The organism is Haloferula luteola, from assembly GCF_014201715.1.
GTDB lineage: Bacteria > Verrucomicrobiota > Verrucomicrobiia > Verrucomicrobiales > Akkermansiaceae > Haloferula > Haloferula luteola.
This window is the reverse complement of the sequence record NZ_JACHFD010000019.1, coordinates 35,762-59,226: the sequence shown is the minus strand read 5'-3', so window position 1 is coordinate 59,226 and position 23,465 is coordinate 35,762. Positions and strand designations below refer to the sequence as shown.

The following is a 23,465-nucleotide window of genomic DNA, read 5'->3' as shown; positions in this document are numbered from 1 at the left end:
TCTCTGCCTATGAGGGCATTCTAACCTCTTATCACGATGATTGAAATCTTTCGCCGACCGGACTCTGCACTGCTGGGTCACCTTCAAGGATTGCTCGAATCTGCAGGGATTCGAACGTACCTGCGCAACGAGTATGCCTCGAGTACTACCCTAGCGATTCCCGAGGTCACGCCGACCCTTTGCATCCTCGACGAGGGCGATCGGGAGCGGAGTGTGAATCTCATCCGGGAGTATCTTGAGGATGTGCCAGCGAGTTCAGGTGAAGATTGGACGTGTCCCGACTGCCGTGAGACCAGTCCGGGAACTTTTGAGGTGTGCTGGAAATGTGGTGCCTCGCTGGGGGTGGCCTCTTGAGGCGCCCGGAATGTTTCATGCATCGGAATCGCCCGCTCCAAGAAATCCGGAGTGGTGATGGTCATGGGTCCGCATGCAGCATTCGTCGCCGAACCTCTTCATCGGGAACGGAGCAGTGACGGCTCTTGAAGTGGTGGCGATGGCGCGCGATCCAGCGGTAGGCGGCATCGCGAAGTGAGCGGGGAATGAAGGAGGCCCCTTTGGCGATGGCGGACCAAGGAGCTCCGAGGGTGGAGAGGAGGGCGAGGACCGCATCGGAGTGCTCCAAGATGGCATCTCCGATCTCCAACTGCATGGTGCCGGCATCCTGACCGTTCTCCAAAGCTCGGAAACGGACTCGATCATGGCGGTCGAGGTGGGCGACGAGTTGAACGCTGCGGGAGCAAAAGAGGCAGCTCCCATCGTAGCGAACAATCACGGGCGCAGATGGGGATGGGTGCACGATGGAGAAGAGATCGCCGTGGAAGTTCAGGTGTCCAGCGGGGAGTGGGGTTGAGATTGCGGGAACCATCGGGAAATTGCTATGGGCCGTGCCATGCCCCAGCCGCTGCCGAATCTGCATCACCTCGAGTTGTTTTACCACGTGGCGAAGTCGGGCGGAATCACGGCGGCGGTAAGGCAGATGCCGTACGGAATTCAGCAGCCGGCGGTCAGTGGGCAAATCTCGCAGTTGGAAAAAGAATTTATGGATTGCGGAAAACGGTCAGGTGCAACCTCAGATTCAAAAGTATGGTAAGCTTTTTTATTTTTGGAGTATAACCCGTTTCCAACCCCCATTACCTTTGAAGAAAAGCTCGTCGAATTCCGCCGACTAAATGGTCTCTGGGTTAAAGATGTCGCTTCCCTTGCTCCAGTTGGGAGCATGAAGGACATCAACTTACTGAGGATTGTTTGAGAGAATTATCGAAGTAGATTGATTGGGATGGGCGTGGGAGCTTACCCGCCACCCGCACAGCATACCCACGAGAGGTATCATCCCTCCTGTCGAAATGACAATCGATTCTTCAACGCGCTCCGTTCAGCGTTTACTGAGCATGATCAGTTCGGTATGACGGGGTGGGTTTGGTGCCTAAACCTTGATCTCAATACCTGTCAAGCTCTTCAAGGAGATTCTCTTTTTGCTCGACAGCATAATTCGATTTGGTCAAATCAGTATGTCACTTCTAAAAACAGCCATCAATATTCCATAATGTCGATGGATGCACAAACAAGACTTTGCTGTTATGAATACCAAAATATCACATATTAAGATTCTTCTCTTAGTATCTACTATAGGATCTTCCTCTGTCAATTCTGCAGTGCTTCTTGATACTAGTAATAATTTCGTGGTCGACAGCTCAAGTGATCCAGGAACACTTTTGGTTCAAGGTGATCTTAGTGCTGCGGGAGCTGTCGACTTTGGTACTACGAATGCTAGCTCACCCACTGCGGCAGTAACTATGGATTGGAATGCTTCATCCAAATCTGCATCCATCGACTTCACTGAGCCGAATTCTTCATTGGTCTGGAGAGATAACTTGGAGAATTCAATAGGCAGGAATAAAATGGAGTTAAGTGGTGATAATGATTTAAGTATTTATAATGCATCTGGTGGATCGCCCTCAATTGTCCTGAGCGGGAGCACAGGTGCCATTATGGCAACTACTCTCTCGGTCAGCGGGTCACCAGCCGTTACCAATGCTAACCTTGCAACCGCGCTACAACAAACAACTGGCTTTGAGCTCGGCGCAGGATTGATCCAAAGTAACCACTGGGAAAGCGGCATTTCGATGGGTTATTTAACCTCTGCAGTGGGAAGTTCTGCCGCTTTTGGGGTGCTTTCAAAAGCAACAGCTCAAGCAGGTTTTGCTGCTGGCTGGGCAGTTGAAGCCAATGGAATCCGCTCGGCGGCGTTCGGTCACGGCGCGAAAGCTGACGGATATGAATCCTTCGCCCTTGGGCGAAGCACCCAAGCTCTCGGGAATCTTAACTTTGTAGGGGGATGGCATAGCAAAAGCATAAATTATAACTCTTTTGTGTACGGGCATCTATGCCTCGCTGATAGCAAACGAGAAGGGGAGGGATATGATTCTACGGGATTCGCCATTGCATTAGGGTCGTACGCCAGAGCTGAGGCTGTGGCTGCCACTGCTGTTGGCTATGGCCTTCAAGTCAATACCCCCCATGAAATGAATTTCGGATCATGGGCAAGGACTTCAATAGCTACAACCACTTGGAATGAGACTGACGCACTTTTTCGCCTCGGTAATGGTGACGACTACCTCAATCGATCCGATGCTATTACCACCCTCAAGAACGGGTGCACGATTCTAACCAACAAAGCCTGGAAAGCCGACCCTGCGGTGATCCCGGCGTCTCAAAACTCCTTTGGTGAGGCTTTGGTCGTTGAAGGAAACACCCGCCTTAAAGGGGATGTGGTATTGGATAAAGCTCAAGGCGACATCTCGATGGGGATTTTCGAGTAAAGGAATGGTTCATTTTCATCTTTTGTATTGATGAAAATATTTAATATGCAGTGGCCGAAAGGTTGTGCTATTTCTAATGGGTGCATTTTCTTTGCCGTCTTCCGTGGTGTCTGCCACTCCTCCTACTTGGTGCTCGACTGGAGACCCTGCTGTTGTGAATCCGAATGCCTCCCCCGCCCATAGCCCACTTGAGGTGGTAAATGTGGGACAAACCAACAGGGTCCAAAGATGATGTCATGATGTCGCGTAGATCTTGGTGAGACGTGCCAGAGCTTCGGCGTTGGGACGCGAGGAATCCAAATGATTGCGCAACCAGCGGATGAACTTTGTTGCTCGCTGCGTGATCCGTTGGACGCAGCGCAGCAAGGGCTGGATCGCGCCCAATCCAGCAGCACGCAGGCTGCGGTCGCGCTTGGCCAGTTCGTCGGCGCGGCGGCACTTCTCTGCGACGTTGTCGATGCAGGCCTTGTCGCGGATTTCTTCTTCGAGCAGCAGCGTCAGGGTGTGTGTCAGGCACCGAACACGCGCTGGCACGGACTTGGTGTTGGCGGTCGTCGCCCACGCCTCGGGCTCGTGCAGCTTGCCCTTGAACTGGTCGAAGACTTTCTCGATGCCTCAGAGTCAGTCTGAAAAAAAGTCATACGGCGACTCTGGCGAGCATTCGTCTGGTCATTGACAGATAGATGAGTGCTTCGGAGCGCTCGATTTTCACCACGTGGCCGCGGATCAAACGGTGGGATTGGACCAATCACCCGAAGGTTCGCTCCACGATCCAGCGTTTCGGCAGGACTTTGAAGCCCTTCACGTCGTCCCCTCGCTTCGCGATTTCGAGGTCAATCTGAGGGTGCCTCTTGAGCCGGGCGACTTCGCCCACCAGTTGGCCGGCGTAGCCTCCGTCGGCCCAGATCAGTTTGAGCCAGCCATAAGCGGTGGTGAGGATCGCCATCAGCAAACGGGCTCCGTTCCGGTCCTGCACGTCGGCGGGAGTCACCTTTAGGGAATGGATGAAACCGAGGGTGTCTACCAGGACGTGTCTCTTTCTTCCTGTGATCTTCTTACCCGCATCAAAGCCACGAATTCCGGGCTGGATAGGTGTCCGAACGCTTTGGCTATCGAGGATCGCAGCAGTCGAGGCTTTTTTTACGACTTTGAGCCGGGCCAGATCCCGGACGGCGTGATGGATCCGCTCTCAGTGGACCTGTTTGGCCCACAAGCGGGAGTAGTGGTGGCAGGTCTTCCAAGGGGGGTAGGTCGTGCTGCATTATGCGCCACGCGCCGCCGGTCTGAACGATGTAGAAAATGCCGTTGAGGATGCTGCGCCGCGAGTGCTCCCGCGGACGACCCCGAAATCCCATCGGGCAATCAGGATGAAGCGGGCGGATGATCTCCCACTCAGTATCGGTCAAGCGGCTCGGATACTCGCGCATCCCGAGCTTTTCCAATGCCTAACAAAATTAGTACAGATTAAGGTCCGCGGGGTGACGATTCTTCAGGCCGCCTCTCAGTGAACTTTGGAGAGCAGTGCGATGACGCTGGGCCGAACCTTGCGCGGAAAATTGATCAGATAGACGTAGGTTTTGCCTCTCTCTTTGGGAAGACAATCCGCCTCATTTTGCGGCCGGCGAAGTCGGTGACGTCTTCGTCGGCGCGCACGCCCCAGTTGGCCGGGTCGGTCGCATCGACGGAGTGGGTGGTTTCCACCCGCCCTTGGGCGCGCCCTGACGCACCACGGCGAGGTTCTGTCGTCTGAGCGCGCGCATGTTGTGCTCTTGGCGGCAGGCGTCCTGGTCCCTGACGCAGAGATGGTTGGCGGTGTGACTGCTGAGGTTGAACCTATAGATGTGGCCGACAGGGAAGCGGCGCCCGTCGAACTGACGCGGATCGTGCGCGGCGGAGGGCGATGAAATGGCCGTCGCCGGTGTTGAGCTGGAAGTCGGCCAGCTCGGGGAAGGCCTTGAAAGGATCCGGCATGCGAGCGTCGGCGCGCTTGCGCAAGGAATCGAGGACATCAGCGAGCGATGGAGAAGAGATCGCCGTGGAAGTTCAGGTGTCCAGCGGGGAGTGGGGTTGAGATTGCGGGAACCATCGGGAAATTGCTATGGGCGGTGCCATGCCCCAGCCGCTGCCGAATCTGCATCACCTTGAGTTGTTTTACCACGTGGCGAAGTCGGGCGGAATCACGGCGGCGGTGAGGCAGATGCCGTACGGAATTCAGCAGCCGGCGGTCAGTGGGCAAATCTCGCAGTTGGAAAAAGAATTGGGAGTGCGCTTATTTCAGCGGCGACCATTTCAGCTGACGCCCGCGGGCCAGGAATTGTTTGAGTTTGCGGCGCCGTTTTTTGGCGGGCTGGCTGGGGTGGCGGAACGAGTGGCAGGGAAGGCCTCGCGGCATTTGCGGTTGGCTGCTCCCGCCACGGTGGTGCGTGAGCACTTGCCGGCGGTTCTTTCCGAAGTTCGGGCTGCTTGCCCGGAGCTTGAGCTGACGGTGCTGGATGCCGGGCAACAGGCCGTGTTGGAGTTGTTGGAGCGGGAGGAACTTGATCTGGCGGTGACGGAGTTGGAAGGTCGGCCTCCCGTTGGCAGTCAATGTGAGGTGTTTCTCTCATTGCCCTTGGTCTTGCTATTGCCTCCGGGTTGTCCCGTTCCTCAAGGGGGCTTGTCGGCACTCGTGGCCAGCCAACCTTTGATTCGGACGCCGGATGAGACGGCGCTGTCGCGGTCCTTTGCCAGAGGATTGGCCAAGGTGGGATGCCATTGGCCGGCACGGATTTCGGTGAACACGATGGAGCTGGTCCAGGCGTATGTGGCGGGTGGCTTCGGGGTGGGGTTGGGGGTGAATTTGCCCGGTGCCGAATTGCCCGAGGGAGTGACGATGTTTCCGCTGCCTGATTTCCCCGAATTGAAGATTGCCGCATTGTGGCGGGGCAAGCCGGGACCGATCGCGAAGGCGGTGTTGGAAGGATTGCGTCGGCGGGCGGAGGCGCTCTCCGGAAGTTGATGGAACTCACGCGATTGCGGGATCGTCAGATGAAGAAGGGGTGGTAGTTTCCGCCTTGTTCCCCGGATTCCCTCCTAGGAGGCGATTTCTCCCCACCCATCTCCCCCTTCGTCACATGACTGCCGCATGCCACGCGCGGCGGATGCCGTCTCCCCGAGGGATGTCCCTCGTCGAGCTCACCGTCGTTATGCTTGTTTTGCTTTCGATGCTCTCCATCATGATGTTTGGAGCGCGTGGATGGATTTTGGGAACGGATCGTGCCTGTTGCATTCTTGATCTTTCGAACATCCAGAAAAGCGTCCGGTCGTATCAAAACCTCTATGGATATGCTCCCGGCGATCTCGCTCCGATCGAAGGTCAGACGCGCTCAATCTCTGAGCACTTGTATGCGCGGGAGTTCATATCGGAGCACTTGTATGAACTGCTGACCGGAGGAGGGGCATGCCCGACTGGAGGTCTCTACGAAGTGGCGGTGCCGACAGTGTTTCCGGCGGATGGAGCGTTGTTTGCGCAATGCAGCCTGGCGGATTCGGAGGATCATGTTCCGCCGCCGTTGCGAGGGGGGAGTTGGTAAATGCCTGAGAATTTCGCAATTCGCGGCTTGCACGAAGGGCAGGAAAGCCCTCAGGGTCCGCCTCCGCCGCGGCGCCAAGCCTGATTTTTGAACCGGCGGCTTTTCTTCTTATGGACACGCCTCCATTTTCCGAGCTGGGCTTGCCGGCTCCTCTTCTCGCTGCTGTCGAGTCCCTCGGATTTGAACGGCCTTCGCCCATTCAGGCTTTGTCGATTCCTCCCGCTTTGACGGGCAGCGATCTCGTCGGCTTGTCGCAAACGGGTTCGGGCAAGACGGCGGCCTTTACGCTGCCAGTATTGGCGCGGATCAATCTGCAAGAGCTGTCGCCGCAGGCGATCGTGCTTTGCCCCACCCGTGAGCTGGCTCACCAAGTGTGTGAAGAGGTTCACCGCTTGGGTTCAGAAATGCGCGGTCTGCGGGCGGTACCTGTTTATGGCGGTGCTCCGATCGATCGGCAGTTCCGGGCGTTGCGTCAGGGTGCCCATGTGGTGGTTGGAACTCCCGGGCGAGTGCTTGATCACCTGAGGAGGGGCTCCCTCGATCCACGCGGAATTCGCATGGTGGTATTGGATGAGGCGGATCGGATGCTGGATATGGGCTTCCGCGAAGACATGGAGACGCTCTTGGCGGACATGCCGGAGGATCGGCAGACCTTGTTTTTCTCGGCGACGATGAATCGTCAGGTGCGGTCGTTGATCGACCGCTTCGGACGGGAACCGGAGACGGTTCAGATCGAACAGCAGGCAAAGACTGTGTCGACGATCGACCAGTGTGCCTATGAGGTTCGCGAACGTTCGAAGGTCGAGGTGGTGTCGCGCCTGCTCGATATCGAACCGGCTCGGCTCTCGATCATTTTCTGCAATACCAAGCGTTCGGTCGATGAGTGCACCGAGGCATTGTTGGCGCGCGGCTATGCCGTGGATCGCCTGCATGGCGATATCACCCAGCAAATGCGCGAGCGCGTGCTGAAGCGATTCCGTGATGGGATCGTGGAGGTTCTGGTCGCTACCGACGTGGCGGCCCGCGGGTTGGACATTGATGAGATCGATTTGGTGATCAATTACGATCTCCCGCAAGATCCCGAGGATTACGTGCACCGGATTGGCCGGACAGGGCGGGCCGGGCGAAGTGGCCGGGCGGTATCGTTCGTATTTGGGCGGGAGCTCCACCGCTTGGAGATGATCGAGCGGTACACCCGCCATCCTGTGCGCCGCGAGCGGGTACCTTCCCAAGAAGTGGTGGAAGGGCGTTTGGCGGATCGTCTCTTTGAGCAACTGAAGGATCGGCTGGGTGCCGCCGATTTCCCGTCCTTTGAACAACAGCTGGATCGGCTTTTGGAGCAGGGCTTTACTCCAACGGATGTGGTCAGTGCTTTGTTCGCGATGTTGCGCGAAGAAGGGGGAAGAGAGTTCAGCGAGATTCAGGAGGACCGTGAGGATCCTGCCGACCGTCGTCAGCGTCGGGACCGACGTGAGCCAAGAGAGCCGCGGGAACCCCGTCAGCGGCGGGAGCGGTCGGCTGGGCCGCCTGTGGATGGCGATATGGTGCCATTGTTCTGTTCTCTAGGGAAACGCTCGGGAGTCCGCGTGGGCGACCTGATTGGCATGTTTTACAATGAAGCTGGATTGCCCCAGGGGGCGATTGGCCATGTGAAGTTGTTCGACAAGCACTGTCGGATCGACGTCGCCGAAGAGTTCGCGGGGCAATTGATTGAGATGGCAGGCCGCATGAATCTTCGAGGAAAGCGTTTCGTTCTCGACTACGATCGCGGCCCGGGTGGGCAACGTTGAGTTTCGCTCGAATTTGGCGTGCCTGCGGGGCTGGGAATCGGCCTCAGCGGGCGAGCGGGCGACCGGAGAGTTCGCGCCACCAGGAGCGGACTGCGGTCCACCCGCGGGACCAAGCGGGGTCGCGCACCGCATGGAGTTCTAGGGCATCGGCCACATGATTCTCCTGTCCTCGGTAGCGAGGCAGGAGGAGTAAGGTGCGGCTTTCTTGCCCGTCATTATCGAGGGTGAGGAGAACGGGCATGAGCAGGCCCTTTGCCAGCTCGTGTCGTCCAGAGGGGAGGGCAACACACTTTTCGGGGCCGAGGAAGCCACGGCGGGTGCGGAATTCGAGTTGTCCTGTGGATGATTTGACCACGCGTCCACCGATACGACTCGGGAGCCCCGCGATCTTGCGCAGCAGAAATGCGTGTGGCTGGGAGGGCTCGGCTCGGCGTCGACTGTGGGAAGACCACACCAGATCCCCTGCGAGCCGGGTGCCGAAGATCATGAGCCGGATGGCAGAGGGAGCGAACCACAGGGCGGCGAGTAGAATGCCGCAGCAGACCAGAAGGCCAAGCCAAGGAGCGATCGCGTAGGCGATTGCGACCAGTGCCAGAGCGGTGGTACGCGCGAGTTTCAGGAGAGTATCGACGGATGAAAAGGGGGAGAGAAGGATCAGGACGTTGACCGTGTGGCTGCAAACCCACACGAGAGCAAAGGCAATCACGGCGGCGGGGACGGTCACCCAAGCTGGATCCAAGGCGGCGACAAGAGGCCAGCCCAAGGTGGCGGTAGGGACTTCGACAGGGCCCTGAGCCCGCGCCATTTCGGCGGCGACGAGAGGGACAAAGGCCGCGCTGGCAACCAAGGCGCTGGCTTTGTTCTCGAAAAGCTCGGCCAGATCGAAGGGCTTTTTGAGGATTCCGGGAACAGCCGTGCCGAGGGCGTCCTTGAGAAAGCAGAGCGAGAGGATGACGAAGCCACTGCACCAGGCCCAGGGCTGGCAGTACCAGGCGAGATCCGCACGCTGGTCAGGTGGTGTTTGGTAGTAGGTCCAACTCCCGACGGCAGAGACGCCAAGCAATGGAGAAATGGCGACGCCTGTGATTTCGGTGATGCCTTGTGCCAAGCTGACACCTGGAGGGCGTGGGTCGGCTTTCTCCTCGGCTGCGGAAAGGGGAAGAAGCAGGACCGCAAGAGACACCAAAAGCAGGCACCATCGTTTCATCGTGGCGGAGGCTAGCATACTCAGGGGAGGGATGGGATGCTATAAACTCCTCCAACAGTTGGAATCGTCAAAAGCGGGGCGAAAGAGGCAGGGTTCCGCCATGTTTTTGGAAACCTTTCAACTCGGCAAGATCGATGAGCTGATGCATGCTTCCCAGTGGTCCCGACCGGCCCGCAATGGGGATGGTTCGACATGGGCATATCGGGCCGTGGGGGAGGGGTTGCGCGGTCGAAATGAACGAGTCCAACCCGGCTTGCCGACGAACGCATGGAAGGGAAAGCGGCGTGATCGGTGTGCCGATATTCCTAAGGAACAGTCAGCGATGGAGTTCCCAGCATGGGATCGAAATTCGAATTCTCCCTGAAGGATCTGAGGCTCGGAGATTCCCCCCCTATGGTCTTTAAGAAAACCCATTGATGAGTATCGAACGATTGGAAAAATGGCTGAATGATCGCGGCTTCTCACCGGAGTTGCGCGAGGAACGGCTGGATCAAGTGATCGGTGCCTACGGGGCCCCGGGTCGGCATTATCATAACTTCGACCATCTGCGATCGTCGGTGAAATGCCTTGATCGGTCTTTTGGAGGGGACTGGCGAATCGAGGGTGCCGTCTGGTTCCATGATGTGGTCTATGACGTCCATGCCAGTGACAACGAACTGCGAAGTGCGGAATGGTTTGATGCGCACATTGCGCCTCAACTGCCGAGGGATGAAGCGTGGGTCATCCGAAATCTGATCCTCGTGACCGACATCCGCCGTGGACCGGGGAAGGATCCGCTGGAACAGCGCATGGTGGACATCGATTTGGCGATTCTCAGCGAAGGGCGATCCCGATATGACGATTATCGGAGACAGATTCGGAGAGAGTATGCCCACGTGTCGGCGGCGGATTTCTGTGAGGGCAGAGGTCGGATTTTAGAGCAATGCCTGCGAGGACCGATTTATCGAACTCCGGTGTTTCAAGCGCGGGAAGCGATGGCGTGCTGGAATCTGCGGCGCGAGTTGCGCGACCTGGAACACGGTATGATTCTGGATTGAGGAGGAGGGCGAGGGGAGGCTCACCGAGGGTCACTCGCCCAGGGCTGCCCGGAGGTCGTTGGCCGCTCCTGCATGGGAGGGGGCATCGGCGGCCGAGGTCGCGGGTTCCCGGGCCCTTTTTTCGAGGGGGGTGATTTCCGCCAAATGCTGGCCCTCCGGAGCAGCTTGCAAATCTTCAAATCGGCGGGCGGTGGTGAGCACGCGGGATTCGTAGGAGCCCACGGCGGCATTGTAGTGGGAGACGGCGGCGTCGAGAGATTTGCCCAATTTGGCGAAATGCTCGCTGAGTTTCGCGAGCCGGTCGTGCAGAGTTTGGCCAAGTTTCCAAATCACTTTCGCGTTGTCGGACAGGGCGACTTGGCGCCAGCCGTAGGCAACAGCGCGCAAGAGAGCGATGAGGGTGGTGGGTGTGGCGAGGATGATGTGATTTTCGACGCCGCGTTCGATGAGGCCTGGGTCGCTGGCAAGGGCTGCGGAGAAGAAGGCCTCGCTGGGGAGAAAGAGGACCGTAAATTCGGGCGCTTGCTCGAATTGGGCCGTGTATTTCTTGGATGCGAGCTGCCCGATGTGGGAGCGCACCTGTCGGGCGTGGCGGGTCAGAGCTTCCTCGCGCTGGGTCTCATCCTGAGCTTCCATGGCATCGAGGTAGGCGTCCATGGGGGTTTTGGCGTCGACAACGATGCTGCGTTCTCCGGGGAGGCGGACGACGAGGTCGGGGCGCAGTTGGCGGCCTTCGTCGTTGGTGGTGCTGGCTTGGATTTGAAAATCGCAATGCTCTTGCATGCCGGCCATTTCCACGACTCGGCGCAGTTGCATTTCCCCCCACTGACCGCGTCCGCTGGGTTGGCGCAGGGCTTTTACCAGTTGAGCCGTTTCGCGTTGCAGTCCGAGCTGGGTTTCCGACAAGGCTTGGACCTGGGTCCTCAGCTCGGCGTAGGCACCTTCTCGGGCGAGTTCGATTTCGCGGACGCGGCCCTGAAATTGGTTGAGGGATTCGGCGACCGGCTGGACGAGCTTCGCGATGGCTTCGCGACGTTTTTCCAAATCTCCCCGAGCGACTTCTTGTTGAGCCCCAAGGGATTGCTTGGCGAGGTGGAGGAATTGCTCGGTCGTCGAACGCAGTGCGTCGGCGGAGAGTGCCTTGAAGGTGTGGGAAAGGCGATTTTCGGCGCGTTCGAGCAGGGCTTGTTTTTCCTGCGCCGAACGAACTTCACCTTCAAGTCGAGTGCGCGCCTCGGTGAGCTGGGTCCGCAAGGTGCGCTCCTCACGGTCTCTTTCTTCGATGCCGGAAGTGAGGCGGGCGAGGGAGGCTTCGAGTTCCGCAGTGCGCCGGACTTCCGCTTTCACTTGTTCCTCCAGGCGGGTGCGACGCGGTCGGAGGGCCAGAAAGGTGATCAACCCACCGAGGGTGACGCCTCCTGCGGCGCTGAGAATCCAAGGGAGGAAGGGCTCGAGATTTTCGGGAAGGGCGGCGATCATGATTGTTCCTTGCGGACTCGGCGGTCCGAGCCATCGTGGCGCTGCCCACGCGGCCATCCCGACTAACCTTCAGGGCCGCTCGACGCAAATCTAACCAATTACCACCATGTCACACTCCCTTCCGGAACTTGGCTATGCCTACGACGCGCTGGAACCCCACATCGACGCGCGCACCATGGAGATTCACTACAGCAAGCACCACAATGCCTACGTGACCAACTTGAATGCTGCGCTTGAGGGCACGGGTCTCGAAGACAAAAGCCTGTGCGAACTGGTCGGCGATCTTTCTGTCGTGCCGGAGGACAAGCGCACGGCGGTCCGCAACAACGGCGGTGGTCATGCCAACCACTCGCTTTTCTGGAAGGTGATCGCCCCGGGGGGTGCCTCGTCCCCTTCTGGCGATCTTGCCGCAGCGATCGATGCGGCTTTCGGTTCGTTCGATGCCTTCAAGGAAGCCTTCGGCAAGGCCGCGGCGACGCGATTCGGTTCCGGCTGGGCCTGGCTGGTCAAAAAGGACGACGGTTCGGTGGCCGTCTGCTCGACTGCCAACCAAGACACGCCTTGCATGGGTGAAGCGATTGCCGGTTGCTCGGGCAAGCCGCTGCTGGGTCTCGATGTGTGGGAACACGCTTATTATCTGAACTATCAAAACCGCCGCCCCGACTACATTTCTGCATTTTGGAATGTGGTGAACTGGGACGCCGTGGCCGAGCGCTTCGCTGGCTGATGCGTCGACTAGTAAGCGACGATATCGATATGAGCCGCCTGGAATCCCAGGCGGCTCTTTTCATGGACGGGTTCGGGGCCCTTCGACGTGTACGGCTCCGGCTCAATCCGGAGTTGCCTGGGCCGCGTCTTCGAGGGTGGCGATGTCAATTTTGACCATGGTCATCATCGCTTGCATCGCACGGCGGGCGACATCGGGGTCAGCGTGTTGGATCAGTTCCTGCAGGCGACGGGGGACGATTTGCCAGGACAGGCCCCAGCGGTCTTTGAGCCAGCCGCAGGCGACTTCCTCGCCACCGTCTGCCGTTAGAGCCGCCCACAGGCGATCGGTCTCGGCTTGATCGTCGCAAATAACTTGGAAAGAAACGGCCTCCGTGAACTTGAAGGCAGGCCCTCCGTTGAGGGCCAGAAATGGCTGCCCGGCAATCACGGCCTCCACGGTGAGGACTTCGCCCTCCGCCGTTGAAGGGTTGTCGGCAGGGGACTTCGCGATGCTCACGATGTGAGAATCAGGAAGGTGGTTGACGTAGTAGTTCATGGCCTCCTCCGCGTCTCCGTCGAACCACAGGCAGGGCTGGATTTTAGGATTCATAGGGATTGGGCAAGTTCGATGAGTTGGTCGAGGGCGGCATTCCAGCCAGCCGTGAAGCCCATGGCCTCGTGTTTTTTCATGATGTCCTCGGAGGCATGGCGGGCGGTTGCGGTGTAGCGGGTTCGGCCGCTGCCAAGGTCCTCGAATTCGACGATTGCGGTCATGAAGGGCTCGGGATTGGGGAACCAACCACTGCGATAGAAATCGGTTGTGACCAGCCGCTCGTTTTCAACAACTTCAAGGAACACGCCGATGTTGGGAAAGGCGTCGCCTTCAGGACCGAAGATTTCCGTCTCGAAGCGACCTCCGGGGACGGGCTCGATGACGGTATGGCGGGTGCGATAGGGCCGAGGGCAAAACCACTCGTCGAGCAGCTTGGCATCCGTCCAACAATGGAAGAGCTTCTCGCGAGGCACGTCGACATCGCGAGTTATGGAAAGATCGTAGGACATGCTCTTCAGGATACAGAAGTTGGCGGGACGGTGACCATCCAACGAACGCCGTAGGCATCCTGGACCATGCCAAAGCAAGGCGACCAGAAGGTCGGCCCGATGGGCATGAAGACCTCTCCATTCTCCGCGAGATCGGTAAAGGCCTGGCGAGCGGAAGACTCATCAGGAAGCGTCAAGGAGAGGGAGACGCCTTGAATGGTTTCCGGCTCTGCTCCGCAGCCGTCAGAGGCCATGACACGGGATTCTCCGATGAGGAAGGAGCAGTGCATCACCTTGTCGGCCCATCCATCGGGCAGTGGCATGGGCGGGGCCTCGGGGCTTTCGCCGAAGGTCATGCGCATTTCCAGCACAGCGCCGAGTTTGGATTGATAGAATGCAACGGCTTCGTCGCAGCGTCCGCCGAGGTTGAGGTAGGGTTCGATAAGGGTCTTCATGGGTCAGTTTGGATTCAGGTTTGAGGCAGGAAAAAGAGTGTCGAGATAGTGGCGAGCCATCTCGAGATTGCGGCGAATCATCGCAGGGTCCTGATGGGTCTTAGAGACCAGCATGGAGCCTTGCCACAGGCTGTTGAGAAACCAGGCCACGGAATCGCTATCGAAGTCTTGAGCCACCGGATGCTGGCACTTTGCTTGGTCGAGGAGCTTGGCCACTTGCTGGCTCCAGTGGGCCAACTCTCGATCGGCCGCTTGACGAAACTCCGGTTTCGACTGCGCGAATTCCTGGGACATCATGCCGACCACGCACACGCAGGGAGCCTCCCGTTCGGTGAATTGAATCATGAGATCCAGCATGCGATGGAGGCGCACCAGTGGATCTCCCTCCACATCGTCCCAGGCTGGAGCATAGGCTTGGCTGCCCATTCGGCCCCACCATGCGATGGCGGCGTCACCGATTTCATCCTTCCCTTTGAAATGGTGGAAAAAGGCCCCCTTGGTGACGCCAGCTTCGCTGCAGATTGCATCCACTCGAGTGGCGGTGAAGCCCTGCTTCAAGATCAGCCGTACCGTGGCTTGAACGAGATCCTCTCGGGTCTCTTCTGGACTGCGGCGACGTGAAGTGGATTGAGGCATACCAACTAGACGGTATGTAACAAGGGAAAGGCATGCTTGCAAGGATGTTTTCCAGAGTGAGGGAGCCTTTCCACCTGCCTCGAATTTTTTTGGACTGTAGGGAAGCAGGGTGAGGATCGCGGTATCTCGAGCGGAGGAAGGGTCTCGATGGGCCGTGGGCTCTTGGTGAAATCGAGAAAGTTCGAAAAAATCTGCTAGATAATTTCCCGTTCCAAGACTCTGAGCGGCAGAAGGTCGCAACCGGATGCGATGGAAGCAGGGTCGGGTGATGGCAAGATCTTGTGTCATCGGCGCGACCTTCCGGCGGTTGGAAGGTTGCAGTTCGCGGACTTTCACCCACGACTGCTGGAAAAAATACGCCTTTATAACCTGGCCTGAAAGGGAGGCCTTTTCCTAGTCGTCATGGGTGACGTTATTGTCACCAAGTTTCATGGACGCTCATCAGGACCGCCGCGAATTCAAGTTTCTCTTACCTCGGGAGAAGTTTTCGGCCGTGCGCGCGGCCGTGGAAGAGCATCTCGAACATGATCGAGGAAACGCAGATGGCTACCGGATTTTATCGGAGTATTTTGATTCAGATGGTCGGGATAGCTATTGGGAGAAGATCTTCGGGCTTCCCAATCGGCGACGGATTCGCACTCGGGTGTATGGGACTCCTGGTAGTGGGCGCGATCTCACTCGATTCATTGAGATCAAACACAAGCTCGATGGATTGACGGTGAAGCGCCGAGTGCCCGCCGAGGGTGAAGAGCTCGATGCCTTTCTGCGTGGGGAATTTCCTGCGTTGTCGGACGACGAGGGAGATCGGGTTCGAGCCGAGCTGCGCGACCTGCTGAACCAGCCTCCGAAGAGCCCGGTGGTGAGGATTCAGTACCATCGATTTGCCTACGACAGTGGAGTGGATGGCACCCTGCGAGTGACCTTCGATACGGAGGTGCGGTGTGCGTTTTCATACGAGCCGCTCCTGAGTGATGATGCGGAGCCTCATCTCCCTCTGTTGGAGCCCGGGTGGGCGATCATGGAGGTGAAGACCATCGGCCCGGTGCCCTATTGGTTCCGATCGCTTCTCGGCCGCTACGGCATCGCCCCACGAGGCTTCAGCAAATACGCCGTGGCGTTGGAGCGATACGAATTTCCAAGTTCCGAAAAACCAAAACCCCATGAATCTGGCGAACCTGTTCCATGATGTCTTCCAACCCGGGATCCAAGATCATCCCGGCCCCCTCGAAATTGCCCTCGCGATGGTTTACAGCCTAGCGCTGAACTTGGCCATCGCCTGCATTTATCGCCTGACCTACAAGGGCACCCGGTATTCTCAGGACTATGTTCAGACCCTGATCATGATCGGGGTGGTGACGACGATCCTGATCATGGTGGTGAGCGGAAACGGAGCGATTGCCTTCGGGATGTTCGCCGCGTTCTCGGTGATTCGCTTTCGGCGCACCTTGGGGCAGTCGCGTGACTTGGCCTTCGTCTTCTTCGCCATGGCGATTGGCATGGTGGTGGGTGCCCGGCAGTATGGCATGGCAGCGATCATTTTGGTGATCGTGGGTGTCGCCATTTACGTGCTTTCGGTGACGGATGCGTTCGCACCGCGACGGGCTTCGCATCAACTGACGATGCGGCTGACGAATGACATGGACTTTGAGAAGTTGCTGGCACCGATCTTTGAAAAGTTTGCGGAACGGGCGCAGTTGGTACGGGTTTCATCGGCTCAGGCAGGCATGATGACGGAGCTTCGCTACGGTCTTCAGCTGAAGGAAAAAGTCAGCACCGCTGAGTTTCTGGAGGCCCTTCAGCTCGCGTCTGGCAACAATCGGGTCGTGTTGACTCCCACCTCTGTTGAGTTCGACGCATGAAATCTGCTTTGGTCGGCCTTGCTCTTGTCGGGGTGCCCACCGGCTGGGCGGGAGAATTCATTCCTCCCGCCTCGCCCCCGAAGGAACCCAAGGCCCAATCCTGGGATTTCTGTGAGTGGATTCAAGATGATCCGGGGGTGCTTTATGAGGCCAAGGAGAGCTGGTTTCTGAACAAAGTGCAGATCGGTGGCAGGCTGCACTATCAAGCGGCCTACGTGGGTGGCAAGGATGTCAACGGTCGGCATTTCCACGATACCTACGATGAATACCGTCGGGCACGGTTGGAAACGGAGATCGGCTTCCTGCGCTATTTCGAGGCGGAGGTGAACGTGAACCTCGTGGATGATCGTCGATTTCGGGATGCCTATCCCTACGATCTTGATTGGGGATACGATACTTTCGATACGCTAGCGGTGACGGCCGATTTGGATGATGCCTTCGATCTCGATTTTCTGGACAAGCTCCATGTGACCTACGGGCGAATGAAGCTCAACATGGGAGAGGAAGCCCACCAATCTTCGAAGGATATTTTAACGATCGAGCGGTCTGCACTCTCGGATCGGATTGGAGGCGCGGCCAGCCGTCCCACAGGCGTGACGGTGACAGCGGGGAAGGGTGACTGGGAGCTCACTCTGGGCGTGTTCAGCAGTGAGGACGATTCGGATGTGCTCAGCAATTGGGATGACGGACGGTTCTACTATGGGTCTCTGGAGTGGGAGCCTGCGGATGAATGGCGTTTCGTTTTTGACCAGTCGGTCAATGATCAGAACGGTTTGGATTCGGCGCTGGGATATGCCTGGGCCAGCTCTCTGGCGGGAATTTATGAAACGGACCATTGGGGGGTGATGCTCAATGGTGTGTATGGAGACAATGGGGGGGGGGACGAAGGCAATTCCCAGGCCCGCCGCCAGGGCGACTTCTGGGGCGTGGTGGTGATGCCGTGGTACTGGCTGGTGGAAGACCGCTTGCAGTTTGTCTTTGCGGGGCAGTTTCAGCGCTCCGAAGAGGTGGAGGGAATCCGTCTCGATAGCCGCTACATTCGGGCCCGCCACGACGATGCCCTCGTCAACGTCAGCAATGGTCGAGGAGAGCAGAGCCATGGTCTCTATGCAGGTTTGAACTACTATCTTTGTGAGAACCATGCGAAGATCATGGGGGGCGTGAGTCGCACAAATATTCTGACACGACGAGGGGAGGTTTCCGCGTGGACCTACGCGCTGGCATTCCGCACCTTCTTCTGATTTTCAACAGTCGGCGAGGGGGCGTTGCGCAATCGGCTGGCAAGCCCGTCACTGGGCTGCTTGGGTGGCGCGCACATGACCGATGAACGCCTCTCCACCGCACTTTTCCGGGAAACCCGGGGAGCGGCGTTTTTCCGGGTTCTATCGGGAAAGAATGCGCCGTTTTATGTGGATGTTCTTGATGCCCTAGAGGGAGCGACGGCCGATCATGCGGACGGAATTGCCAGGGAGGAATCGATGGCGATCATATCCGAGGTGCTGGAACGTCATCCCGACTTTGAGCTGGAGCCGGATGGTGAGGGGGATGAACTCCCACAAGCCTCGTCGGATGTGCGGGAGAAGGCTCGGTTGTTGCTTGAGTATCTGTTGAAAGCTCACTGGTTGGAGGAGCCGCCGCGGCGCGATTGGAGGCGGATGGTCCTCTTTGACGCCCACGGGGCCACATTGATGGCGGCGCTTCGCAAGGTGGCTTGGCCGGACGCTGCGGTTTTTACCGACAAGCTCACGGGTGCCTGCGCGATGCTGGCGGACGAAGCCGCTCTTTCTGAGCAACCCTGGCAGACCGTGGAAAACTGTCTCTCTCATGCACGGGAGGGGATCAACGAACTCCGCTCGATGCAGAAGTCGGTGCAGCGCTTTACCCGGCAGCAGTTGGAGGAGGAGACGCTGAAGGGGAATCTTGGCGTGGTGTTCGACGACTACTCGGAAAAGATTTCCCACTCGTGTTATGCGGCACTGGTGCGGGCTCGACTGCCGACGCGCCTTCCGGATGCGGTTCGGCGGATCGGTGAGCGCTTGGCGGACGACCGAGGTGCGCTCCAAGAAATGCAGACCGAGGTGCTGCGAAGGCATCCCGATTTGTCGGCAGAGAGCGCCCGGGCCCGGGTGGCAGCTGCGCTGGAAGAATTGATCGAATTGCTAGAGCGGGTGCTGCCGATGGCGGATGAAATCGATCGCAGGACCGCTGATTTCACCCGGCGTTCGTTGGCCCGATTTCGCTATTTGCAGGATGTCACGGGGGAAAGAAGGACCGAACTGAAGAGCTTTTTCGAGGCGGCGAATCGGCTGTTGGCGGGTCGGCGTTTGCAACGGCATCAAAGTGCGCTCCCGGATCTTCCGGATTTTTTACTTCCCGCGGTGAAGTTGCCAGGTGGATTGGATAGCCTGTATTCGCCGCCAAACCGTCGGCCTCCACTTGAGCAGGAAGCCTTCGACGATGCGGTGTCGGATTCCGATCGGGATTCGGGTCTGCATGACATGCAGCGGACGCTCCGCGAGTCGTTGTCCGTGGCGCGGGCGAATCGCTTTGTGCAGGCCTTGCCGGGAGGGAAGGGGGACCGCATCGAAAGTCGCGACCTGATGGCGTCGGCGGGCCATTCTGCGACGGATTTGATCGCGATGCTCCTGCATGCACAGGCGCCCGAAGCACGATACAGGTTGGAGGTGGACCGGCTCAGTGACGAGCGAGTTGCGCCAGCCGTGGACACCTTGGAAGATCTCCGTGTCGAACGCTTTGCCATCATCAAGAAGTAGGTCGAACCATGAGTCCTGAAGAACCCAGTGCATTCCTGATTGAGCCGGCTAGCTCACTTTTGTCGCTTTCCGAAACCGATCGGGATCGCCTCGCTGAGGCCCTTCAGGAGTTGTTGGCGAGCGGCTCCATCAATGGTCTCGAGGCCTCGCGATCGGCCCTCTATCATTGGGCACGCCAGCACGATGACTGGCTTCGAGAAATGGCTGCTCTTAACGGGCTGGAGGTGGCGGTGCATCATGAGGAACGGCTCATTCAGGCGGTTCCACGGAGTGCAGCGTTGCGGCTTCGGCTGACCCAAGATGCCACCTTGGTTTGGTTGGCATTGTGGTTTGCGGGAGATGTCCGTTGGCGCGATGAGGGTGCCGACCAAGCTTTTCTCTCGGTGATGGAGCTGACCGATCTTCTGCGTGACCAGCTCTTGCCGGATGCCGCCGGATGGGTCTCGAAGGGACGACTGCGTGAGATCCTGCGGCAGGCGTCGCGCCTCAATTTGATTCGTCTGACCTTGGCCGATCCCTTCGAGGAAAGTGGCATTGAGGTGCTGCCTGCCATTCGCCGCGTGCTCCCATTTCGCGAGTTGGCCGCTTGGCAGGAGATGGCCGCCCGTTTCCAGCCAGATGCCCAGGATCTGGAGGAAGCCGAAGAGGTCGATGCCGACGATCCATCCTGATTTTCGATTTTTTCATTTCCCATGAGCCGAGCCATCCGCCTCACCCAACTTCACGCCCTCAACTGGTACGGTTACCGCGATTCGCTTCCGGTTCAGGGGAATCTCGTACTTGCGGGAGTGACCGGTTCGGGGAAATCGATTCTGATGGATTTGCTGATGCTGGTTCTGGTGGGTCCAGAACGAGCCCACCATCATTTCAATCGATCGGCCACCGGCAACAAGAGCGATCGAACGATCAAGGGCTACTGCATGCTCGATACCAAGCGGGAGGAAAATGGAGTCCCGCAGTACTTCCACGACAAGGGGGTGACGACCTACATCGCTGCGGAGTTCAGCTGGCCGGACAGCGACCGAGTCGAGACCTGGGGCCTCCGATTTGAGTTCCGCTCGGCCGCGGAAAATGACGGCACCTCCACGCCGTTTTTTTGCCCGGCGTCCCTGCAGAAATCTGATTTTCTTACCGAAGCCGAGGATGGAAAGCCACGACCAAGTGCGCTCGGTCCGTTCAAGCGAATGATCGAATCCCATGGTGGCCGGTTGTTCTCGTCGTCCCGCGAGTACCTCCGTGACATGGCCAATCCGAGCCACCTGAATTTCAATAAGGACGTCCTCCAACGATTGTTGCCGAGTGCGATGTCGTTTACCAATCTGAAGTCGTTTGACGATTTCTGTCGGCAGTTCGTGTTGCCAGCGGAAGCTGTTCCCATTGAGGACGTGGTTTCGTCGTTCCGAGACTTCCAGTCGTATGAGCGAGAGCTCACCAGCCTCAAGGCGCAGTTGGAGCGACTGACGCGGATTCGCGATCTCGCGACTACGCTGCGTGAGGCTGAAAGAGACCACGCGGTGGCCACCTATTTGGCGGCCGAGTTTGCGCACGAGCATGCGGCAGGAGAAGCGGAGAGGACACGCGTTCGACTCGAGCAGCTCAAGACCGACAATCAGTCGGATGAGGCACGCTTGGCGGAATTGGCGGAACTTTCTGAAGAGACCCAACGCAAGCGGGAAGCCATCATGGCCTTGCTCAATGAGTCATCGGAAGGCCGACTCTACAAAAAGTTGGCGGACGACATTGCCAAGTTGGAAGGAGAGATCGAGCTGCTGAGAGATCGAGCGACGCGGCTCGACGGTGGTCTTGGGAAGCGCATTCGGGCGGCGCGAGGGTGGATGGAGCAGGTGTCGAAGGCGCCGCTGGATCCGATGGTCGATACCACGCGGCTGAAACACGCGATTGAGCACCTGGATTCCTGTGATCGGGAGCAAACTGGGTCGTCGCTTTCGCTGTTGGCGGATGCTGCCAATGAAACCGTCAAAGTTTTGCGTCAGCGGTTTGAGCCAGATCGTGAGGATCTTCGGCGTCTGCGTGCGGAAAAGTCGGATCTTGAGGCGCAGGTTGATTTGCTGCAGCGCGGGGTTTCTCCCGTGCCCCAGCCCTTGCTTGCGGCCCTGAAGTCTCAACTTCCGCTGTTGCCCAATGAACCGGCGCCCCGTGCGTTGCGGGAACTGTGTGAGGTAACGGATGAGCACTGGCGTGCGGCGGCCGAAGTGGTGTTTGAAGAGAAGTTCGCGGTTCTCGTCGACTCCCAACATTATGCGGAAGCCTGCCAAATTCTGCAGCGCTTGCCCACCGCGGATCTCCTTCAGGCTGGACCGCAGCGCTTGATGGATCTGGCTTCGATTCGTCGATCCAAGCCGACCGCGAAGAAAGGTTCACTGGCAGAGTTGTTGGCGACTGGGGATGAGGATGCGCGATTGTGCATGGATGCATTGTTTGGCGACCTGATCCGGGTGCCGGATGTGTCGCAGCTGGATCGTCATGACGCCGCAATTTCCCCTGAGGGGACCCACAAGCGCGAGGGTGCCGTGGTAAGGCCTTTGCCGTATCAGGGAACGCCCTTCATCGGGAAAGAGGGCTTGAAAAGGCAACTGGAGATCAAACGCCAGCGGTTGGGTGAAATCGATGCGGGGATTCGGCGTTTGGAGCCGATCGAAGCGGAGGTGGAACGGCTTTACCGGGAGCGCAATGCGGCGATCCCTGATCATGAGGAGGTGATCAAGGAATTGATCCGGGTTGAAGATCTTCCCAAGAAGCAAGATCTCCATGAGGAGCTGATGGAGCAGTTGGAGGCCATCGCGACCGATGAGTTCGATCGATTGCGCGATGAAATCGAGGTGCTTGCCGAGCGGCACCAGGCTTGCGATGCGGAACGGACGGCGATCCTAAGAAAAGGTCGCATTCGCGAGATCCAAGACACGGAGAAGCTCGTGGCTTCGTTGTTGGAGATCGCCAGCCGGCGGGAAGATGATTTCGCCAAGGCGAAGCTGCGGATCGACATTCACAAGCATCACGAACGCTACGTTTCCTGGAAAAGGGAGGCGGCTGATTTCACGCCTGCCCCGGACGTGCTGGCCAAGGAGTTTGCGAAGGCTGCCGTGGCGGCGGAGCTGGCTGGAAAGGATGCCTCCGGGGAATTGAAGGTCGCGATGCTGGATTTCAAAAAGACCTTCGCCCCCAAATTTGATGATCTGCCTGAAGATGGTGCGGATGCCGCCCCCTATGAGACACGCCTTGAGCAGATCGAGGGAGCAAACATTCCCGAGTACGAAAGGAAATCGGTGACCGAGAGGAAGCGCTGGGAGGCCCTGTTCCGGACGCAGGTTCTGAGCCGGATGCAGCAAGCGCTGAAGAACGTGGAGAACATCATTTCGCTCCTCAATCATCAGCTCAAGAAGCCGATCGGTCACGATCGCTACAAGATCGAAAGGCGGCCGAATCCCGACTATCGACTTTACCGCGAGCTGATTGATTTGAATGCGCTTCATCATGAGGACGAGCTGTTTTTCTCAAGCATGAGCGGGGAGCTGCAGGACGCCCTTCAGGGTTTCCTCGCCTTGCTGGTGCAGAATGCGAACAGCCCGGAGGCGGCGCGCCTGCTCGATTACCGGCAGTATTTCGACTATGATCTGACGGTGACGGATATTCGGGATCTGGATGGTCGATCCATCAGCGTCGACAAGCAGAGTGGCAAGATGAGTGGGGGGGAGAACCAAAGCCCCTATTTCGTCGCGATTCTCGCCAGTTACCTGCATGCCTACAATCGCCACGAAAGTCGGCGCAAAGAACCCTCGCTGGCGTTGGTTCCGATCGATGAAGCGTTCTCGAAACTGTCGGGTGAGCGAATCCAGAACTGCATCGAAGCGATGGCGGAACTCGATCTTCAAGGCATGTTTTCGATGTCGAGCGGCAACATTCCGTATGCGTTCAGTCAGTGTGACGAGCTGATTGTGATTTCCCGAAAGGAGGAGCGTCGAGGCACGCGGGTGGGAGTGCGCAATGTGCCTGTGGTGCTTTATCGCGATTCTCCGGAGGGTCGGAAATGGATCGCCGATGCGGCGAATTCTTGAGTCCGGTTCACGGTC

The 23,465-nt window shown here is 58.2% G+C and carries 25 protein-coding genes; 15 read left to right on the top strand and 10 right to left on the bottom strand.

All coding sequences use genetic code 11. The annotated features are described in order from the left end of the window. The first annotated feature begins 36 nt into the window (after positions 1-36). Positions 37-354 carry a putative signal transducing protein gene (locus HNR46_RS16035; protein ID WP_184020591.1) on the top strand — a complete coding sequence of 106 codons (318 nt, stop codon included), beginning with the start codon at positions 37-39 and terminating at the stop codon, positions 352-354. A gap of 61 nt (positions 355-415) precedes the next feature. Here the strand turns inward: HNR46_RS16035 and HNR46_RS21005 are convergent, their stop codons facing one another. Continuing rightward, complete coding sequence (locus tag HNR46_RS21005; RefSeq protein WP_246418148.1) at positions 416-1,015, bottom strand: thiol-disulfide oxidoreductase DCC family protein; 600 nt, start codon at positions 1,013-1,015, stop codon at positions 416-418. Here HNR46_RS21005 and HNR46_RS21425 point away from each other — a divergent pair. Then, the gene (locus HNR46_RS21425; protein WP_343076057.1) at positions 956-1,090 is read left to right on the top strand and encodes a helix-turn-helix domain-containing protein; all 135 of its coding nucleotides are present in this window, start codon (positions 956-958) and stop codon (positions 1,088-1,090) included. The genes HNR46_RS21005 and HNR46_RS21425 overlap by 60 nt on opposite strands. A gap of 463 nt (positions 1,091-1,553) precedes the next feature. Then, positions 1,554-2,819, top strand: coding sequence for a hypothetical protein (locus HNR46_RS16020; RefSeq protein ID WP_184020585.1), 1,266 nt, complete (start codon positions 1,554-1,556; stop codon positions 2,817-2,819). Between the two features lie 234 nt (positions 2,820-3,053). Here the strand turns inward: HNR46_RS16020 and HNR46_RS16015 are convergent, their stop codons facing one another. The 3 genes from HNR46_RS16015 to HNR46_RS21550 form a co-directional block, all read right to left on the bottom strand. Beyond that, the gene (locus HNR46_RS16015) at positions 3,054-3,353 is read right to left on the bottom strand and encodes a hypothetical protein (RefSeq protein WP_184020583.1); all 300 of its coding nucleotides are present in this window, start codon (positions 3,351-3,353) and stop codon (positions 3,054-3,056) included. A gap of 214 nt (positions 3,354-3,567) precedes the next feature. Next, positions 3,568-3,939: a transposase gene (locus tag HNR46_RS16010; protein WP_343076056.1), complete on the bottom strand. Its 372-nt coding sequence runs from the start codon at positions 3,937-3,939 to the stop codon at positions 3,568-3,570. Further along, positions 3,929-4,246 (bottom strand): transposase, encoded by a 318-nt coding sequence (locus HNR46_RS21550; RefSeq protein WP_184020581.1) that lies wholly within the window; start codon positions 4,244-4,246, stop codon positions 3,929-3,931. The genes HNR46_RS16010 and HNR46_RS21550 overlap by 11 nt, the downstream gene beginning before the upstream one ends. Before the next feature lie 473 nt (positions 4,247-4,719). Between HNR46_RS21550 and HNR46_RS20675 the strand changes: the two genes are divergently transcribed. The 4 genes from HNR46_RS20675 (at position 4,720) to HNR46_RS15990 (ending at position 8,181) form a co-directional block, all read left to right on the top strand. After that, on the top strand, positions 4,720-4,890 hold the full coding sequence (locus HNR46_RS20675) for a hypothetical protein (protein ID WP_221285216.1): 171 nt from the start codon (positions 4,720-4,722) through the stop codon (positions 4,888-4,890). Between the two features lie 39 nt (positions 4,891-4,929). After that, positions 4,930-5,817: a LysR family transcriptional regulator gene (locus tag HNR46_RS16000; RefSeq protein WP_184020579.1), complete on the top strand. Its 888-nt coding sequence runs from the start codon at positions 4,930-4,932 to the stop codon at positions 5,815-5,817. 115 nt (positions 5,818-5,932) lie between these two features. Continuing rightward, on the top strand, positions 5,933-6,391 hold the full coding sequence (locus tag HNR46_RS15995; protein ID WP_184020577.1) for a type II secretion system protein: 459 nt from the start codon (positions 5,933-5,935) through the stop codon (positions 6,389-6,391). Positions 6,392-6,501: 110 nt separating this feature from the next. Next, entirely contained in the window at positions 6,502-8,181 is a 1,680-nt protein-coding gene (locus HNR46_RS15990) for a DEAD/DEAH box helicase (RefSeq protein WP_184020575.1), read from the top strand. Positions 8,182-8,224: 43 nt separating this feature from the next. Here HNR46_RS15990 and HNR46_RS15985 read toward each other — a convergent pair whose 3' ends face one another. Next, the gene (locus tag HNR46_RS15985) at positions 8,225-9,388 is read right to left on the bottom strand and encodes a hypothetical protein (protein ID WP_184020573.1); all 1,164 of its coding nucleotides are present in this window, start codon (positions 9,386-9,388) and stop codon (positions 8,225-8,227) included. Between the two features lie 416 nt (positions 9,389-9,804). On the opposite strand from HNR46_RS15985, the gene HNR46_RS15980 reads away from it, so the two are divergent. Then, the gene (locus HNR46_RS15980; RefSeq protein ID WP_184020571.1) at positions 9,805-10,425 is read left to right on the top strand and encodes an HD domain-containing protein; all 621 of its coding nucleotides are present in this window, start codon (positions 9,805-9,807) and stop codon (positions 10,423-10,425) included. Positions 10,426-10,455: 30 nt separating this feature from the next. On the opposite strand, the gene HNR46_RS15975 is transcribed toward HNR46_RS15980, so the two are convergent. Continuing rightward, the gene (locus tag HNR46_RS15975; protein WP_184020569.1) at positions 10,456-11,904 is read right to left on the bottom strand and encodes a DNA recombination protein RmuC; all 1,449 of its coding nucleotides are present in this window, start codon (positions 11,902-11,904) and stop codon (positions 10,456-10,458) included. Between the two features lie 106 nt (positions 11,905-12,010). Here HNR46_RS15975 and HNR46_RS15970 point away from each other — a divergent pair, with 106 nt between their 5' ends. Next, positions 12,011-12,631 carry a superoxide dismutase gene (locus HNR46_RS15970; protein ID WP_184020567.1) on the top strand — a complete coding sequence of 207 codons (621 nt, stop codon included), beginning with the start codon at positions 12,011-12,013 and terminating at the stop codon, positions 12,629-12,631. A 102-nt stretch (positions 12,632-12,733) separates the two neighbouring features. On the opposite strand, the gene HNR46_RS15965 is transcribed toward HNR46_RS15970, so the two are convergent. The 4 genes from HNR46_RS15965 to HNR46_RS15950 are packed head-to-tail and all read right to left on the bottom strand — an operon-like array spanning position 12,734 to position 14,744. Beyond that, positions 12,734-13,222 carry a VOC family protein gene (locus HNR46_RS15965; RefSeq protein ID WP_184020565.1) on the bottom strand — a complete coding sequence of 163 codons (489 nt, stop codon included), beginning with the start codon at positions 13,220-13,222 and terminating at the stop codon, positions 12,734-12,736. Further along, a complete protein-coding gene (locus HNR46_RS15960) occupies positions 13,219-13,674 on the bottom strand; it encodes an SRPBCC family protein (RefSeq protein WP_184020563.1) in 456 nt (151 codons plus the stop codon). The genes HNR46_RS15965 and HNR46_RS15960 overlap by 4 nt, the downstream gene beginning before the upstream one ends. 5 nt (positions 13,675-13,679) lie before the next feature. Further along, positions 13,680-14,108, bottom strand: a complete 429-nt coding sequence (locus HNR46_RS15955; RefSeq protein WP_184020561.1) for a VOC family protein — start codon at positions 14,106-14,108, stop codon at positions 13,680-13,682. A gap of 3 nt (positions 14,109-14,111) precedes the next feature. Next, positions 14,112-14,744, bottom strand: a complete 633-nt coding sequence (locus HNR46_RS15950; RefSeq protein WP_184020559.1) for a TetR/AcrR family transcriptional regulator — start codon at positions 14,742-14,744, stop codon at positions 14,112-14,114. Positions 14,745-15,174: 430 nt separating this feature from the next. On the opposite strand from HNR46_RS15950, the gene HNR46_RS15945 reads away from it, so the two are divergent. From HNR46_RS15945 to HNR46_RS15920, 6 genes are all read left to right on the top strand, one after another. Continuing rightward, complete coding sequence (locus HNR46_RS15945) at positions 15,175-15,930, top strand: polyphosphate polymerase domain-containing protein (protein WP_184020557.1); 756 nt, start codon at positions 15,175-15,177, stop codon at positions 15,928-15,930. Continuing rightward, a complete protein-coding gene (locus tag HNR46_RS15940; RefSeq protein ID WP_184020555.1) occupies positions 15,905-16,603 on the top strand; it encodes a DUF4956 domain-containing protein in 699 nt (232 codons plus the stop codon). The genes HNR46_RS15945 and HNR46_RS15940 overlap by 26 nt, the downstream gene beginning before the upstream one ends. After that, positions 16,600-17,844: a porin gene (locus tag HNR46_RS15935; protein ID WP_184020553.1), complete on the top strand. Its 1,245-nt coding sequence runs from the start codon at positions 16,600-16,602 to the stop codon at positions 17,842-17,844. The genes HNR46_RS15940 and HNR46_RS15935 overlap by 4 nt, the downstream gene beginning before the upstream one ends. Positions 17,845-17,919: 75 nt before the next feature. Beyond that, the gene (locus tag HNR46_RS15930; RefSeq protein ID WP_184020551.1) at positions 17,920-19,377 is read left to right on the top strand and encodes a Wadjet anti-phage system protein JetA family protein; all 1,458 of its coding nucleotides are present in this window, start codon (positions 17,920-17,922) and stop codon (positions 19,375-19,377) included. An 8-nt stretch (positions 19,378-19,385) separates the two neighbouring features. Next, entirely contained in the window at positions 19,386-20,048 is a 663-nt protein-coding gene (locus HNR46_RS15925) for a DUF4194 domain-containing protein (RefSeq protein ID WP_184020549.1), read from the top strand. 21 nt (positions 20,049-20,069) lie between these two features. Further along, positions 20,070-23,450, top strand: a complete 3,381-nt coding sequence (locus tag HNR46_RS15920; RefSeq protein WP_184020547.1) for an SbcC/MukB-like Walker B domain-containing protein — start codon at positions 20,070-20,072, stop codon at positions 23,448-23,450. The last annotated feature ends 15 nt before the right edge of the window (positions 23,451-23,465 follow it).

Coding starts and splice junctions, on each gene's coding strand:
- HNR46_RS15970 (WP_184020567.1), top strand. CDS start 12,011: ATGTCACACTCCCTTCCGGAACTTGGCTATGCCTACGACGCGCTGGAA.
- HNR46_RS15950 (WP_184020559.1), bottom strand. CDS start 14,744: ATGCCTCAATCCACTTCACGTCGCCGCAGTCCAGAAGAGACCCGAGAG.
- HNR46_RS16000 (WP_184020579.1), top strand. CDS start 4,930: ATGCCCCAGCCGCTGCCGAATCTGCATCACCTTGAGTTGTTTTACCAC.
- HNR46_RS15995 (WP_184020577.1), top strand. CDS start 5,933: ATGACTGCCGCATGCCACGCGCGGCGGATGCCGTCTCCCCGAGGGATG.
- HNR46_RS20675 (WP_221285216.1), top strand. CDS start 4,720: ATGAAATGGCCGTCGCCGGTGTTGAGCTGGAAGTCGGCCAGCTCGGGG.
- HNR46_RS15930 (WP_184020551.1), top strand. CDS start 17,920: ATGACCGATGAACGCCTCTCCACCGCACTTTTCCGGGAAACCCGGGGA.
- HNR46_RS15965 (WP_184020565.1), bottom strand. CDS start 13,222: ATGAATCCTAAAATCCAGCCCTGCCTGTGGTTCGACGGAGACGCGGAG.
- HNR46_RS15925 (WP_184020549.1), top strand. CDS start 19,386: ATGAGTCCTGAAGAACCCAGTGCATTCCTGATTGAGCCGGCTAGCTCA.
- HNR46_RS15920 (WP_184020547.1), top strand. CDS start 20,070: ATGAGCCGAGCCATCCGCCTCACCCAACTTCACGCCCTCAACTGGTAC.
- HNR46_RS15940 (WP_184020555.1), top strand. CDS start 15,905: ATGAATCTGGCGAACCTGTTCCATGATGTCTTCCAACCCGGGATCCAA.
- HNR46_RS15985 (WP_184020573.1), bottom strand. CDS start 9,388: ATGAAACGATGGTGCCTGCTTTTGGTGTCTCTTGCGGTCCTGCTTCTT.
- HNR46_RS15935 (WP_184020553.1), top strand. CDS start 16,600: ATGAAATCTGCTTTGGTCGGCCTTGCTCTTGTCGGGGTGCCCACCGGC.
- HNR46_RS15980 (WP_184020571.1), top strand. CDS start 9,805: ATGAGTATCGAACGATTGGAAAAATGGCTGAATGATCGCGGCTTCTCA.
- HNR46_RS21550 (WP_184020581.1), bottom strand. CDS start 4,246: ATGCGCGAGTATCCGAGCCGCTTGACCGATACTGAGTGGGAGATCATC.
- HNR46_RS15975 (WP_184020569.1), bottom strand. CDS start 11,904: ATGATCGCCGCCCTTCCCGAAAATCTCGAGCCCTTCCTCCCTTGGATT.
- HNR46_RS15945 (WP_184020557.1), top strand. CDS start 15,175: ATGGACGCTCATCAGGACCGCCGCGAATTCAAGTTTCTCTTACCTCGG.
- HNR46_RS16035 (WP_184020591.1), top strand. CDS start 37: ATGATTGAAATCTTTCGCCGACCGGACTCTGCACTGCTGGGTCACCTT.
- HNR46_RS15955 (WP_184020561.1), bottom strand. CDS start 14,108: ATGAAGACCCTTATCGAACCCTACCTCAACCTCGGCGGACGCTGCGAC.
- HNR46_RS15960 (WP_184020563.1), bottom strand. CDS start 13,674: ATGTCCTACGATCTTTCCATAACTCGCGATGTCGACGTGCCTCGCGAG.
- HNR46_RS15990 (WP_184020575.1), top strand. CDS start 6,502: ATGGACACGCCTCCATTTTCCGAGCTGGGCTTGCCGGCTCCTCTTCTC.
- HNR46_RS16020 (WP_184020585.1), top strand. CDS start 1,554: ATGCACAAACAAGACTTTGCTGTTATGAATACCAAAATATCACATATT.